We start from the raw sequence: 13514 nt of genomic DNA on the forward strand, positions 1-13514 counted from the left end.
GGCAAAGCCGGTTCCGCGGTGTTTCCCGAAGGGGCCTGGCTCCGCCGGCCGCGTCGGTGCGCTACTGCCTCCGGTGAAATGGGATTGCTGAGATGAATCGACTGATCCTCAAGCTCTTGGTGCAGCGCGTTGCGCTGGCGCTGCTGTCGCTTCTGGCGGTATCGGTGATCGTGTTCTCGATCACGGCGGTGCTGCCGGGCGACGCGGCAGAGGAGCAACTCGGGCAGGACGCGACGCCGGAAGCCCTCGCCGCGCTGCGCGTGCAGATGGGCCTGGACGTTCCCGCGCCCAGGCGCTATGCGCAATGGCTGCTCGGCATGGCAAAGGGCGACCTGGGCCGCTCGGCGACAACGCAGATGCCGGTGTCGGAACTGGTGGCCAGCCGCCTGCCCAACTCGCTGCTGCTGGCCGCCGTCACCGCCCTGTTCTCGGTGCCCATCGCGCTCGCGCTGGGCATCGCCTCGGCGGTATGGCGCGGCTCGTGGTTCGACCGCGCGGCCTCCACCTCGGCGGTGGCGGTGGTGTCGGTGCCGGAGTTCCTGGTCGCCACGCTGGCGGTGCTGGTGTTCGCGGTGAAGCTGCGCTGGCTGCCGGCGCTGTCCTTCGTCAGCGACATCGATTCGCTGGGCCAGATGCTGCAGGCCTTCGCGATGCCGGTGCTCGTGCTGTGCTGCGTGATCGTCGCGCAGATGATGCGCATGACACGCGCCGCCGTGATCGACCAACTCGAGGCGCCCTACATCGAGATGGTCCGGCTCAAGGGCGCCTCGCCGATGCGCACGGTGCTGGCGCACGCGCTGCCGAACGCGGTGGGGCCGATCGCCAATGCGGTGGCGCTGAGCCTGTCGTACCTGCTGGGCGGCGTGATCATCGTCGAGACCATCTTCAACTACCCGGGCATCGCCAAGCTGATGGTGGACGGCGTCTCGCAGCGCGACATGCCGCTGGTGCAGACCTGCGCCATGATCTTCTGCAGCGCCTACCTGATCCTGGTGACCGCCGCCGACATCTGCGGCATCGTCGCCAACCCGCGGCTGCGGCACCGCTGAAGGAAGCGTCATGGAAACGTCCACAACTTCCAAGGCCGTGAACGCCGCGGCCTCCCTGGCGCCAGTGGCGCAAGAACGCCGGGGCGGCTCGAGGCGATGGCTCGGCGCTTTTGGCGTCTCCGGCCTGCTCGGCCTCACAGTGCTGGTGTTCTGGGTGCTGGCGGCGGCATTCGGCCCCTGGCTGCTTTCGTTCGGCACGGCGGCCACGGGCACCTCGAACGTGTTCATGCCGATCGGCCCGGCGCACTGGCTCGGCACCGACTACCTCGGCCGCGACATGCTGGCGCTCGTGGTCCAGGGCGCGCGCTACACGGTCGGCGTGGCGCTGCTCGCCACGGTCGTGGCCAGCGGCATCGGCACCACGCTGGCGCTGCTGGCCGCCGCCAGCGGCCGCTGGATCGACGCGACGCTCAGCCGCGGCCTGGACACGCTGACCGCAATCCCGAGCAAGATGTTCGCGCTCATCATGGTGGCGGGCTTCGGCTCCTCGGTGCCGATGCTGGTCGCCACCGCGGCCATCATCTACGTGCCGGGCGCCTTCCGCATCGCTCGCTCGCTGGCCGTCAACATCAACGCGCTCGACTACGTGACGGTGGCACGCGCACGCGGCGAGGGCACGCTCTACATCATGCTGCGCGAGATCCTGCCCAACATCGTCGGCCCGATGCTGGCCGACCTGGGCCTGCGCTTCGTCTACATCGTGCTGCTGCTGGCGAGCCTGAGCTTCCTGGGCCTGGGCATCCAGCCGCCGGCCGCCGACTGGGGCTCACTGGTGCGCGAGAACATCGGCGCGCTGGCCATGGGCGGTGCCTCGGTCATCGTGCCGGCGCTGGCCATCGCGAGCCTGACCATCTCGGTCAACCTGGTGATCGACAACCTGCCCGGCCGTGCCGCGCGCGAAATGGGGAAACGCTGATGGGAGCACCACTCACCGTCGAAGGCCTGAGCATCTGCGCGGGCACCAGCACACTGGTCGACAACCTGAGCTTCTCGGTACAGCCCGGCGAGGTGCTGGCGCTGATCGGCGAGTCGGGTTCGGGCAAGACCACCACCGCGCTGGCGCTGATGGGCCATGCACGCCAGGGCTGCCGCATCTCGGCCGGCCGGGTGCGCATCGGCGACACGGAGGTGCTGTCGCTCGATGCCCGCGCCCAGCGCGCGCTGCGCGGGCGCACCGTCTCCTACATTGCGCAGAGCGCGGCCGCATCCTTCAACCCGTCGCGCACGATCATGGACCAGGTGATCGAGCCCACCGTGATCCACGGCCTGTGCAAACGGGCCGAGGCACAGGCCAAGGCGGTGCAGCTGTTCCGCGAGCTGGCGCTGCCCGACCCGGAAGGCATCGGCGCGCGCTATCCGCACCAGGTCTCGGGCGGCCAGCTGCAGCGGCTGATGGCCGCGATGGCGCTGATCGGCGACCCCGATCTCGTGATCCTCGACGAGCCGACCACGGCGCTGGACGTGACCACGCAGATCGAGGTGCTGCGCGCCTTCCGCCGCGTGGTGCGCGAGCGCCGCGCCACCGCCGTGTACGTGAGCCACGACCTGGCGGTGGTGGCGCAGATGGCCGACCACATCCTGGTGCTGCGCAACGGCAGCATGCGCGAGATGAACGCGACCGGGCAGATCCTCGCCGCGCCGGCCGACGAATACACCAGGAGCCTGCTTGCCGCCGCACGGCCGCAGACGCGCGCTTCGGCCAGTACCGCGGACGACGGCCGCGAGCTGCTGCTCGAGGTGCGCCAGCTTTCGGCGGGATACGGCCCGGTGGACGCGCAGGGGCGCCCGGCCAAGCCGATCCTGCAGGACATCGACCTGAAGCTCTACCGCGGCCAGGCGATCGGCGTGATCGGCGAATCGGGCTCGGGCAAGACCACGCTGGCACGCGCGGTGGCGGGCCTGCTGAAGCCAAGCAGCGGCAGCGTGCTCTTCCACGGCCGCGAACTGAAGCCGGCGCTGCAGCAGCGCGAACGCGACGAGCTGCGCCGCATCCAGATCGTGTTCCAGATGGCCGACACGGCGCTGAACCCGTCGCAGACCATCGAGCGCATCCTGGCGCGGCCGCTGGAGTTCTACAAGGGCCTGCGCGGCGAGCCGCTGCGGCGGCGCATCCGCGAACTGCTCGACCTGGTGAAGCTGCCGCAGACCGTCGCCGGGCGCCTGCCGGGCGGCCTTTCGGGCGGGCAGAAGCAGCGCGTGAACCTCGCGCGCGCACTGGCGGCCGAGCCCGACCTGATCCTCTGCGACGAAGTGACCTCCGCGCTCGACACGGTGGTCGGCGCCGCGGTGCTCGACCTGATCGCGGAGCTCAGGCGCGAGCTCGGCGTGTCCTACCTCTTCATCAGCCACGACCTGCACACGGTGCGCGCCGTGTGCGACGAGATCGTCGTGATGCAGCACGGCCGCAAGCTCGCACAGGTGGCGCGCGCCGACTACGACCGCGGCCCGCACCACCCCTACTACGAGCTGCTCGCGCGCTCGGTGCCGGAGTTGCGTCAGGGCTGGCTCGACGACATGGACCGCACCCATGCCCTCGCATCATGAGAAAGACCGAAATGACGCCCACCTTCCGCATCGCGGTGATCGCCGGCGACGGTATCGGCAAGGAAGTGATGCCCGAGGGCCTGCGCGTGGTGCAGGCCGCCGCGGAGCGCTTCGGATTCGAACTCGACTGCCGCACCATCGACTGGGCGAGCGCCGACCACTACGCGGCGCACGGCCAGATGATGCCGGACGACTGGAAGGAGCAGCTCAAGGGGGTGGACGCGCTGTACTTCGGCGCCGTCGGCTGGCCCGCGACGGTGCCCGACCATGTGTCGCTCTGGGGGTCGCTGCTGAAGTTCCGCCGCGAATTCGATCAGTACATCAACCTGCGCCCGGTGCGCCTGTTCGAGGGCGTGCCCTGCCCCCTGGCCGGCCGCAAGCCCGGCGACATCGACTACCTCGTGGTGCGCGAGAACACCGAGGGCGAGTACACCTCGCTCGGCGGCATCATGTACGAAGGCACCGAGCGAGAGATCGTGATCCAGGAGTCGGTGTTCTCCCGGCACGGCACCGACCGCGTGCTGCGCTTTGCCTGCGAGACGGCGCGCGCGCGCAAGCGCAAGCACCTGACGGTGGCCACCAAGAGCAACGGCATCGCCATCAGCATGCCGTGGTGGGACAAGCGCGCCGATGCGGTCGGCCTCGACTACCCCGAGCTGACGATCGACAAGCAGCACATCGACATCCTGTCGGCGCGCTTCGTGCTGCAGCCCACGCGCTTCGACGTGGTGGTGGCGAGCAACCTGTTCGGCGACATCCTCTCCGACCTCGGGCCCGCGACCACCGGCACCATCGGCCTTGCGCCTTCGGCCAACCTGAATCCGGAGCGCAGGTTCCCGTCGCTGTTCGAGCCGGTGCACGGCTCGGCGCCCGACATCTACGGCCAGAACATCGCCAACCCGATCGCGATGATCTGGTCCGGCGCGCTGATGCTGGACTTTCTCACCCAGGGGCAAGGCGCGGGGCGCGCCGCGCACGACGCGATCCTGCAAGCCATCGAGGCGGTGCTGCGCGACGGTCCGCGCACGCCCGATCTCGGCGGTTCCGCGAGCACAACCGAAGTGGGCCTTGCGATCGCCGAGCGCGTCGCGGCGGCCTGAAACCAGGAAAGACTTTAGACCATGACCACCGAACTCCAACATGCAGACCTGATGCCCGGCCGGCATCTCATCGGCGCCGAGTGGCGCGAAGCCAGCGACGCCCGCCGCCTCGATGTCACCGACCCCGCGACCGACGGCGTCTTCGCGAGCGTGCCCGACGGCACGGCCGCCGATGCACGCGCGGCCGTCGATGCCGCGCATGCGGCCTTTCCCGCATGGCGCGCCGTGCCCGCCAAACAGCGCGCGCAGATCCTCAAGCGCTGGAACGACCTCGTGATGGCCCGCCAGGAAGACCTGGGACGGCTGATCTCGCGCGAACAAGGCAAGCCGCTGGCCGAGGGCCGTGGCGAGGTGGCCTATGCGGCCAGCTACATCGAGTGGTTCGCCGAAGAGGCGACGCGCGCCAACGGCGAAGTGATTCCCGCGCCGGTGACGGGCCGCCGCATGCTCGCGCTGAGGGAGCCCGTGGGCGTGGTCGCCGCGATCACGCCGTGGAATTTTCCGGCGGCCATGATCGCGCGCAAGATCGCGCCGGCACTCGCCGCCGGCTGCACCGTGGTGTGCAAGCCGGCCGAAGACACGCCCCTGACCTCGCTCGCGCTCGTGAAGCTGGCACAGGAAGCCGGCGTGCCGCCGGGCGTTCTCAACATCGTGACCGCCTCGCGCGAACGCACGCCAGAGGTGGTCGATGCCTGGCTCGACGACTCGCGCGTGCGCAAGATCACCTTCACCGGCTCGACGCCCGTTGGCAAGCACCTCGCACGCCGCTCGGCCGACACGCTGAAGAAACTGTCCCTCGAACTCGGCGGCAACGCTCCCTTCATCGTGTTCGAAGACGCCGACCTCGACGCCGCGGTGGAAGGCCTGATGGCCGCCAAGTTCCGCAATGGCGGCCAGACCTGCGTATGCCCGAACCGCGTGTTCGTGCAGGCCGCGGTGCACGATGCCTTCGTGGACAAGCTGGCCGCACGGGTCGGCGCGCTGCGCGTCGGGCCTGCCAGCGACGAGTCCTCGCAGATCGGTCCGATGATCAACGCGCGCGCGGTCGAGAAGATCGAGCGCCACGTGCGCGATGCCGTATCGCGGGGCGCGCGCATCGTCGTCGGCGGCAAGCGGCTGCGCGATGCGCGATGCGACGGCCCCAACTACTACGCACCCACCGTGCTGGTGAATGCCGACGCGACGATGGAGTGCAGCTGCGAGGAGACCTTCGGCCCCGTGGTGCCGGTCACGCGCTTCGAAAGCGAAGCCGAAGTGATCGCCGCCGCCAATGACACGCCCTTCGGGCTCGCGGCGTATTTCTATTCGACCGACGTGCGGCGCATCTGGCGCATGGCCGATGCGCTGGAGTCGGGCATCGTCGGCATCAACGAAGGTGCCCTGGCCGCCGAAGCGGCGCCCTTCGGCGGCGTGAAGGAATCGGGCTACGGCCGCGAAGGCTCGGTGCATGGCCTGGAGGACTACATGCACACCAAGTACGTCTGCCAGGGGCAGCTGTAGCAGCACATGCGGGCAGCACGATCCGCCGAGGGCGGCTCTCAAACACGCGTTTCCCGCTTTTCTCCAGGCATCGTTCAGCATCAAATCGGCGGCGTTTTCCTTAGCATTGATCGACAGTTGAACTACCCGTGGAGTGAAGCTTGATGATGGCATCTGACAACCGCAGCGGGGACGACGCCCGGTTCTATATCGATGGACGCTGGCAAGCCCGTACCCACGCCGAAAGGATCGCGGTCGTCAATCCGTTTTCCGAAGAGATCGTCGGGCATGTCGCAGCCGGATCGTCCGCCGATGTGGACCTTGCCGTCGCCGCAGCCCGGCGCGCTTTCGAAACCTTCTCGCTAAGCACGATCGACGAACGGCTCGCATTGCTGGGCCGCGTCCTGGCGCTGCTGGAGGAGCGTGCGGAGCTGTTCGCGCAAGCCATCGTGACGGAGATGGGCGCGCCCATCGGCTTCGCCCGAAGCGCCCATGTGCCTTTCGCGATCGCGCATGTGCGAACCCAGATGGAAGTGCTGCGGCGCTACGAGTTTCTTTCCGTCGAAGACGGCTTCGCCATCTCGAAGGAGCCGATCGGCGTGTGTGCGCTGATCACGCCCTGGAATTGGCCGCTGTACCAGATCACCGCCAAGGTCGCGCCCGCGATCGCCGCCGGCTGCACGGTCGTCCTGAAGCCCAGCGAGTTGTCGCCCTACAGCGCCCAGCTCTTCGCGCAGGTGATGCACGACGCCGGCGCGCCCCCCGGGGTCTTCAACCTGGTCGGCGGCACGGGGGAAGTGGTCGGCGCGGCGTTGGCGGCGCACCCCGACGTCGACATGATCTCCATCACCGGCTCGACGCGTGCCGGCATTCTCGTGGCGCAGGCGGCCGCGGTGACGGTCAAGCGCGTGGTGCAGGAACTGGGCGGCAAGTCGCCGAACCTGTTTCTCGACGACGCCGATTTCGGGCAAGGCGTAGCGAAGGGCCTATTGGCGGGCATGCGCAACGCGGGGCAGTCGTGCAGCGCGCCGACACGCATGCTGGTGCCCGAATCGAGGCTCGCCGAGGTGGAGGCGTTGGCACTTGCGGCGGCGTCCGGCATCACGCTCGGCGATCCGCGCGATGAAAAGACCTCGATGGGGCCGATTGCCAATGCCGCGCAATACGCCAGGGTTCAGGCAATGATCGCCAGCGGCATCGAAGACGGCGCCAAGCTGGTCTGCGGCGGCCCGGGCAGGCCCGATGGCCTGGCCCAGGGCTATTTCACGCGCCCGACGGTGTTCTCCGATGTGACGCCCGCCATGCGAGTGGCGAGAGAAGAAATTTTCGGCCCCGTGCTGGTGGTCATGCCCTACCGGGACGAGGCGGAGGCCATCGCCATTGCCAACGACACGGTCTATGGGCTTGGAGCGAGCGTGCAGTCCGGCGACCGCGAGCGGGCGCGGCGCGTGGCGGCCCGGCTGCGCGCCGGCCAGGTGCATATCAACTATCCGGTCTGGAACGGCCACGCGCCTTTCGGCGGCTACAAGAGGTCCGGCAACGGCCGCGAATACGGCGTCCACGGATTCGAGGAATACCTCGAGACCAAGGCTGTCGTCGGCTATTGATCCCGTCTCCAGGATCCGCCGACGAACGGCAAGCATGCCTGCAGGTTTTCACTGACCGCTCACGAATATTCCGAGAATGCCCGCACCTCTATCTTCCGTAGGATCAAGCCCGGACCTGCCGACGCACGCGGATGTCGTCGTGATCGGCGGCGGCATCATTGGCGTTTTTGCCGCCTACTACATGGCCAGGCGCGGCATGAAGGTCGCGCTTGTGGAAAAGGGGCGCGTCGGCGCCGAACAGTCGAGCCGCAACTGGGGCTGGTGCCGCCAGCAGAACCGGGACGCTCGCGAATTGCCGATGGCCACGAAGAGCCTGGACCTGTGGGAGCAATTCACGGCGCAAACCGGTGAGGTCACAGGCTTTCAGAGATGCGGCCTGCTCTACCTCAGCAACAGCGAGAAGGAGCTGGCCGGCTGGGCCCGCTGGGGAGAGTTCGCGCGCACGGTTGACGTGAAGACCCAGATGCTGAGCGCGCAAGAAGCGGCGCAACGCGGTCGGGCAACCGGCAAGCCTTGGAAAGGCGGCGTCTTTGCCCCCACCGACGGTACCGCGGACCCTTCGCGCGCGGCCCCGGCTGTGGCACGGGCCCTTCTGAAGCTTGGCGCAACGGTGCACCAGGGCTGCGCAGCGCGGGGCGTGGAGACAGAGGGCGGGCGGGTCTCGGCGGTGGTCACGGAGCACGGAACGATCCGCACCAAGGTCGCGGTGCTCGCCGGAGGAGCCTGGGCATCCTCGTTCTGCCGCCAGTACGGCATCCGGTTTCCGCAGGCTGCGATCCGGCAGACGGCACTGTCGGTGGCCGCGAGCGGCAAGGACATACCGGCAGCACTCCACACGACCGGCGTTTCCATGACACGGCGCCTGGACGGTGGCTACACGCTGGCCGTCAGCGGCAGAGGACGGGTGGACCCCACACCGCAGCTTCTGCGTTTCGCACCGCAGTTCCTGCCCATGTTCCAGCGAAGGTGGCGCAACCTCGCGCCCGGCGGACTGGAAGGCGTGCGCTCGGGCCACGAAGGCTGGTCCCGGTGGCAGCTCGACAAGCCGACGCCGATGGAGCGGATGCGCATTCTCGATCCGAAGGTGGACGCGGCGGCTGTCGAGTTGACGTACAGGCGCGCGGTGGAACTCGTGCCGACACTGGAAGGCAGTCCGGTCACGGCGGCCTGGGCGGGCTATGTGGACAGCACGCCCGACGGTGTCCCGGGAATCGGCGAGGTATCGAACCTGCGCGGACTGGTGCTGGCGGCCGGCTTCAGCGGCCATGGCTTCGGCATTGGCCCGGGGGCCGGGCATCTGATCGCCGACATCGTCAGCGGCGCGGCCCCCCTCGTCGATCCACGCCCCTATCACCCCGACAGATTCCTGTCGTCGGCGTGGGGCAAGGTCGCGGACTTCTAGAGACGGCCATGACGCCCGAGCGCTGCAGTGGCCCGCGCGACGTCAGCCGCCTAGCCCCTGCAGATCGCCCGCCTGCTCCAGCGACCAGATGTTGCGCAGCAGCGTGCGCGCCCGCTCGGTGCCGATCACCGGCGCCGCCAGTTCCAGCAGCTTGTCTTCCAGCTCCGCGTCCGACAGCGGCAGCTCGGGGTCGCCCTTGCGGTCGGGCTGCAGCCAGACGTGGCGCTGGCCGTCGATCGTCTCGATCTCCACCCGGGCAGAGCGTCGGCCCGGGAAGGCGGCGTCGATCTCCGGATCGACCACGGCCGTGATGCGCGCCATCATCGCGCGCGTGTCGGCATCCGCAAGCCGCTCGGGCGTGTACGCCGCGAGCCGCACGCTGCCATGCACCAGCGCCGTGGCCACCACGAAGCGCAGGCTGAAGCGCGCCTCGTTTTCGGTGCGCGGATCTTCGTAGCAGGCGATGTCGAGCGCGGGACCGTAGGTGGCCACGTGGACGCTTCGGATGTCCGCGGCCCGCAGGCCATGCCGGCGCGCCAGTTCCAGGGCACCGTCGATGGCAGCGAAGGTATGGCCGCAGCCGATGTGGTTCTTGAAGGTCAGCCGGGTGATGTGGAAGTCGCGCCCCAGCGTGTCGCCCACCGCCGACCAGTCCGGAGCGTCGCTCATGGCGCGGCCGAAGCCCGCCTCGCCCTCGAGCACGTCCAGCGAGCCCGTCACACCCTGCGCGGCCAGTTGTGCCGCGAGCACGCCGCCTTCAGCGGCACGCCCCGCATGCAGGGGCTTGGACATCGAATCCATGCGGAAGGCCTGCTGCAGCCCCGCCGCGAAGGTGGCGGCCGTGGCCAGCGCATGAGCGAAGGGCGCGCCGTGCAGCCCCAGCAGGCCGGCAGCGGCGGAGGCCGCTCCGAAAGTACCCACCGTGCCCGTGTTGTGCCAATGGCGATAGTGCGCCCGCCCCATCGCCACGCCGATGCGGGTCGAGACCTCGTAGCCGAGCACCACGCCGCGCAGGAATTCCAGGCCGCCGGCGCCCCGGTCCTGCGCGACGGCCAGCGCGGCCGCCACGGTGGCCGCGCCGGGGTGGTACATGGCATCGCGGAAGCTGTCGTCCACCTCGGCCGCATGGGCCGCCGTGCCGTTGAGCAGGGCCGCCGCGCGCGCCGGCGCCAGGCGGCCATCGGGCAGGCGCGCACGGCCACGGTCGAGGTCGTCGGCGAGCAGCGCGCGAAGCTGCGGCATGGGCGCGACTTCCAGGCCGGGAAACAGAGCGGCATGCCAGTCGATCACGGCGCGCTTGGCGTGGTGCAGTACCTCGTCGTCCAGCCGGGCCTGGCGGAATTCGGTGGCGTAGCGGGCGAATACTTCGGTGGCGTACACGGGATGTCCGATCGGTTCGAGAAGAAGAGAAAAAGAAGAACTGGATCTGTCGCTCAGGCCAGCACGACCACACCGTCGGCGGCACGCACGCCCTGCCCCTGCGGCAGCACGAAGACGGGATTGATCTCGGCTTCGACCAGGCGCTCGCCAAGCTGCGCCGCCATCTTCGAGAAGGCGACGATTGCGTCGATCAATGCTTCGACGTCGGCCTTGGGCCGCCCACGGAAACCTTCCAGCAGCGGCCAGGTCTTGAGATCGCGCGCCATCGACAGCGCCTCGGTCCGTCCGAGCGGCTTCAGCCCGTGCGCGTCCTGCGCCAGCAGCCGCATGGTGGTGTCCTTGAAAAGCTCCGCCGTCACGCCGCCCATGCCCAGCAGGATGGCCGTGCCCAGTGCATCGCGGTGCATCCCCAGGATCAGTTCCGTGCCGCCCGCAACCATCTCCTGCACGAGAAAGCGCTGCGGATGCACGCCGGTGCGGGCCTTCACCTCAGCTGCCATGCGGCCGATGCGCTCGCCGATGGTGTCGCTGTCCAGGCCGACGGCAACGCCGCCCACGTCGCTCTTGTGGGTGATCTGCGACGACAGGATCTTGAGCACGACGCGCCCACCCAGCTCGCGCGCGGCGGCTTCCGCCTCGGCCGGCGACGCGACCACGCGTTCCGCGGCGCAAGGCACGCCGAAACGCGAGAACAGCTGCTTGGCCTGCGCCTCGTCGAGCGAACCCGACGGCAGCTCGCCGACCTCCACCGGCGGCAGGGCCGCGGCGTCTTCCATGGACGCCACGAAGCGCTGCACGCGCAGCATGCCCGCCAGCGCGGCGGTGCAGCTCTCGGCTGCGGTGAAGGCCGGCACGCCGCGCCGCGTGAGCAGTGCGCCCACTTCGGGCGCATGCGGGCTCACGTAGGCCATCACCGGCTTGTCGGAGTTCGGCAGGCACTCCTGAATGGCACCGGCCAGCAGTTCGGGCATGGCCAGGCTGGAAGAGCCGACGATGATCACCAGCGCGTCGTAGCTCGGGCTTGCCAGCAGCGCGTTGATGGCGCCGCGCAGCAGGTCGGGGCGCAGGCCCGCGAGCGTCACGTCGATGGGGTTGCGGTCCAGCACGGCCTCGCTGCCGCTCTGCAGCGCGCGCAGTGCGTCGGCGGTGGCCTCGTCGGGCGCGGGCGTATCGAAGCCCGCCACGCCCAGGTCGTCCGACACCAGCGTGCCAGCGCCGCCCGTGGACGTGAGGATGGCGACGCGCCCGCCGCGCAGCTTGCGGCCCGTGGACAGCGCGACGGGAATATCCAGCAGATCCGAGAAGCTCTGCGCCCGGATCACGCCGACCTGCCTGAACAGCGCGTCGTACATGCTGTCGGCACCTGCCATGGCACCGGTGTGGGACACGGCGGCCTTCGCGCCCGCCTCCGAGCGGCCGATCTTGAAGGCAACGACCGGCTTGCCCAGGCGTGCGGCCTTCAGGCAGGCCGCGCGGAACTTCGCGGGGTCGCGCACGGTTTCGACGTACAGCGCAATTACCTTGGTGGCCGGGTCGTCGGCCAGGTGGTCGATGAAGTCGGCCAGTTCCAGGTCGACCTCGTTGCTCGTGGAGATCAGCTTCGACAGGCCGATGCCGCGCGCCGCAGCGCGCGACAGCAGCGAGCCCAGGATGCCCCCGCTTTGCGAGACCACGCCGATGCCGCCGGCCTGGAACTCATCCATCTCCAGCGCGCCGGACGGCGACAGGACGATGTTGTCCGTGAGGTTGACGAGCCCGATGGTGTTGGGGCCCAGGATGCGCATCGTCCCTGCTGCCTCCACCAGTTGCTGCTGGCGCCGCGCGCCCTCCTCGCCGGTTTCGGTGTAGCCGCTGGCCAGCACGATGGCGGCGGCGCAGCCCAGCGCCGACAGCTCCTTCACGGCCAGGTGCGCGCGCTCGGCCCCCAGCAGCACGACGGCGACGTCGGGCACTTCCGGCAGCGACGCGATGTCGGGATAGCACGGCAGCTCGCCGATGCGCTCGACCTTGGGGTTCACCGGCAGGATGCGCCCGGAAAAGCCGTGCTTCTGCAGGTAGGCCACGGGGCGGCCGGTGGTCTTCTTCGGGTCTGCCGAGGCGCCGATGACGGCGACGCTGCGCGGCGACAGCAGCTTGGCGATGGCTTCGTTCATGGCTCAGTCCCTGGAGGCCGTCTTGGCCAGAAAGGCTTCCACCGAAGCCCGGTGTTCGCTGCTGGTGTAGCAAATGCCTTGCGCCTGGCTGCCCTGCGCGAACACGTCGTGCGAGGTCAGTTCGAAGCTCTGGTTCAGGATGGTCTTGGTCAACGCCAGCGCAGTGGAAGACGCGGACGACAGCTCGGCAGCCCACGCCTGGGCGTCGGCCAGCAAGGTCTCGGCGCTCGTCTTGCGGTCGACGATGCCCAGCGCAAGGGCTTCTTCCACCTTGACCTGGCGGCCCGTGAAGATCAGCTCCTTGGCCTTCGGCAGGCCCACGCGGCGCGGCAGGAAGTACATGCCGCCGCCATCGGGAATGATGCCGCGCAGCACATAGCTCCAGGCAAAGCTGGCCCATTCGCTGGCGATGATGAAGTCGCAGGCCATCGCGGTGTCCGCCCCCAGGCCGGAGGCGGCGCCGTTGACCGCCGCGATCACCGGTTTGGGCATGGTGTGCAGCAAGGCCTGCACGTGGTGCACGCGCTGCTGGCGATGCCAGCCGTTGAAGCCCACCTCGCCTGCCGGTGCGTTCATGCGCTTCTGCATTCCGCTGATGTCGCCGCCGGCGCAGAAGCCCTTGCCCGCACCGGTCAGCACCATGGCCCTGATGGCCTTGTCGGCCGCCACGTGCTCCAGCACGTCGATGAATTCCGTGCGCATGTCGTCGCTCATGGCGTTGCGCTTGTCCGGGCGGTTGAATGTCACGGTCGCGATGGCGTCCGTCACCTGAAACTCGATGAGGGTGTATGTCATGTGCT

General features: G+C 69.2%; 10 protein-coding genes. 7 read left to right on the plus strand and 3 right to left on the minus strand.

Annotated features, from left to right (window positions below):
- Window positions 1–92: 92 nt before the first annotated feature.
- The 7 genes from ACWV14_RS36625 (at window position 93) to ACWV14_RS36655 (ending at window position 9181) form a co-directional block, all read left to right on the plus strand.
- Complete coding sequence (locus ACWV14_RS36625; protein WP_454908723.1) at window positions 93–1049, plus strand: ABC transporter permease; 957 nt, start codon at window positions 93–95, stop codon at window positions 1047–1049.
- Window positions 1050–1059: 10 nt separating this feature from the next.
- Window positions 1060–1965, plus strand: a complete 906-nt coding sequence (locus ACWV14_RS36630) for an ABC transporter permease (RefSeq protein ID WP_454908724.1) — start codon at window positions 1060–1062, stop codon at window positions 1963–1965.
- Entirely contained in the window at window positions 1965–3593 is a 1629-nt protein-coding gene (locus ACWV14_RS36635; RefSeq protein ID WP_454908725.1) for an ABC transporter ATP-binding protein, read from the plus strand. The genes ACWV14_RS36630 and ACWV14_RS36635 overlap by 1 nt, the downstream gene beginning before the upstream one ends.
- Window positions 3594–3604: 11 nt before the next feature.
- Window positions 3605–4693, plus strand: a complete 1089-nt coding sequence (locus ACWV14_RS36640; RefSeq protein ID WP_454908832.1) for a tartrate dehydrogenase — start codon at window positions 3605–3607, stop codon at window positions 4691–4693.
- 21 nt (window positions 4694–4714) lie between these two features.
- Window positions 4715–6193: an NAD-dependent succinate-semialdehyde dehydrogenase gene (locus ACWV14_RS36645; RefSeq protein WP_454908726.1), complete on the plus strand. Its 1479-nt coding sequence runs from the start codon at window positions 4715–4717 to the stop codon at window positions 6191–6193.
- 146 nt (window positions 6194–6339) lie between these two features.
- Complete coding sequence (locus ACWV14_RS36650; RefSeq protein ID WP_454908727.1) at window positions 6340–7779, plus strand: aldehyde dehydrogenase family protein; 1440 nt, start codon at window positions 6340–6342, stop codon at window positions 7777–7779.
- A gap of 76 nt (window positions 7780–7855) precedes the next feature.
- Window positions 7856–9181 (plus strand): NAD(P)/FAD-dependent oxidoreductase, encoded by a 1326-nt coding sequence (locus ACWV14_RS36655; protein ID WP_454908728.1) that lies wholly within the window; start codon window positions 7856–7858, stop codon window positions 9179–9181.
- Between the two features lie 42 nt (window positions 9182–9223).
- On the opposite strand, the gene ACWV14_RS36660 is transcribed toward ACWV14_RS36655, so the two are convergent.
- Genes ACWV14_RS36660 through ACWV14_RS36670 form a run of 3 tightly spaced genes read right to left on the minus strand, consistent with a single transcriptional unit; the run spans window position 9224 to window position 13509 of the window.
- Window positions 9224–10561: an MmgE/PrpD family protein gene (locus ACWV14_RS36660; protein WP_454908729.1), complete on the minus strand. Its 1338-nt coding sequence runs from the start codon at window positions 10559–10561 to the stop codon at window positions 9224–9226.
- 53 nt (window positions 10562–10614) lie between these two features.
- A complete protein-coding gene (locus tag ACWV14_RS36665) occupies window positions 10615–12714 on the minus strand; it encodes an acetate--CoA ligase family protein (RefSeq protein ID WP_454908730.1) in 2100 nt (699 codons plus the stop codon).
- Window positions 12715–12717: 3 nt separating this feature from the next.
- Window positions 12718–13509 (minus strand): enoyl-CoA hydratase/isomerase family protein, encoded by a 792-nt coding sequence (locus ACWV14_RS36670; protein WP_454908731.1) that lies wholly within the window; start codon window positions 13507–13509, stop codon window positions 12718–12720.
- Window positions 13510–13514 lie beyond the last annotated feature (5 nt).

The organism is Variovorax durovernensis, assembly GCF_977011995.1.

Coding starts and splice junctions, on each gene's coding strand:
- ACWV14_RS36665 (WP_454908730.1), bottom strand. CDS start 12,714: ATGAACGAAGCCATCGCCAAGCTGCTGTCGCCGCGCAGCGTCGCCGTC.
- ACWV14_RS36630 (WP_454908724.1), top strand. CDS start 1,060: ATGGAAACGTCCACAACTTCCAAGGCCGTGAACGCCGCGGCCTCCCTG.
- ACWV14_RS36655 (WP_454908728.1), top strand. CDS start 7,856: ATGCCCGCACCTCTATCTTCCGTAGGATCAAGCCCGGACCTGCCGACG.
- ACWV14_RS36635 (WP_454908725.1), top strand. CDS start 1,965: ATGGGAGCACCACTCACCGTCGAAGGCCTGAGCATCTGCGCGGGCACC.
- ACWV14_RS36640 (WP_454908832.1), top strand. CDS start 3,605: ATGACGCCCACCTTCCGCATCGCGGTGATCGCCGGCGACGGTATCGGC.
- ACWV14_RS36670 (WP_454908731.1), bottom strand. CDS start 13,509: ATGACATACACCCTCATCGAGTTTCAGGTGACGGACGCCATCGCGACC.
- ACWV14_RS36650 (WP_454908727.1), top strand. CDS start 6,340: ATGGCATCTGACAACCGCAGCGGGGACGACGCCCGGTTCTATATCGAT.
- ACWV14_RS36645 (WP_454908726.1), top strand. CDS start 4,715: ATGACCACCGAACTCCAACATGCAGACCTGATGCCCGGCCGGCATCTC.
- ACWV14_RS36625 (WP_454908723.1), top strand. CDS start 93: ATGAATCGACTGATCCTCAAGCTCTTGGTGCAGCGCGTTGCGCTGGCG.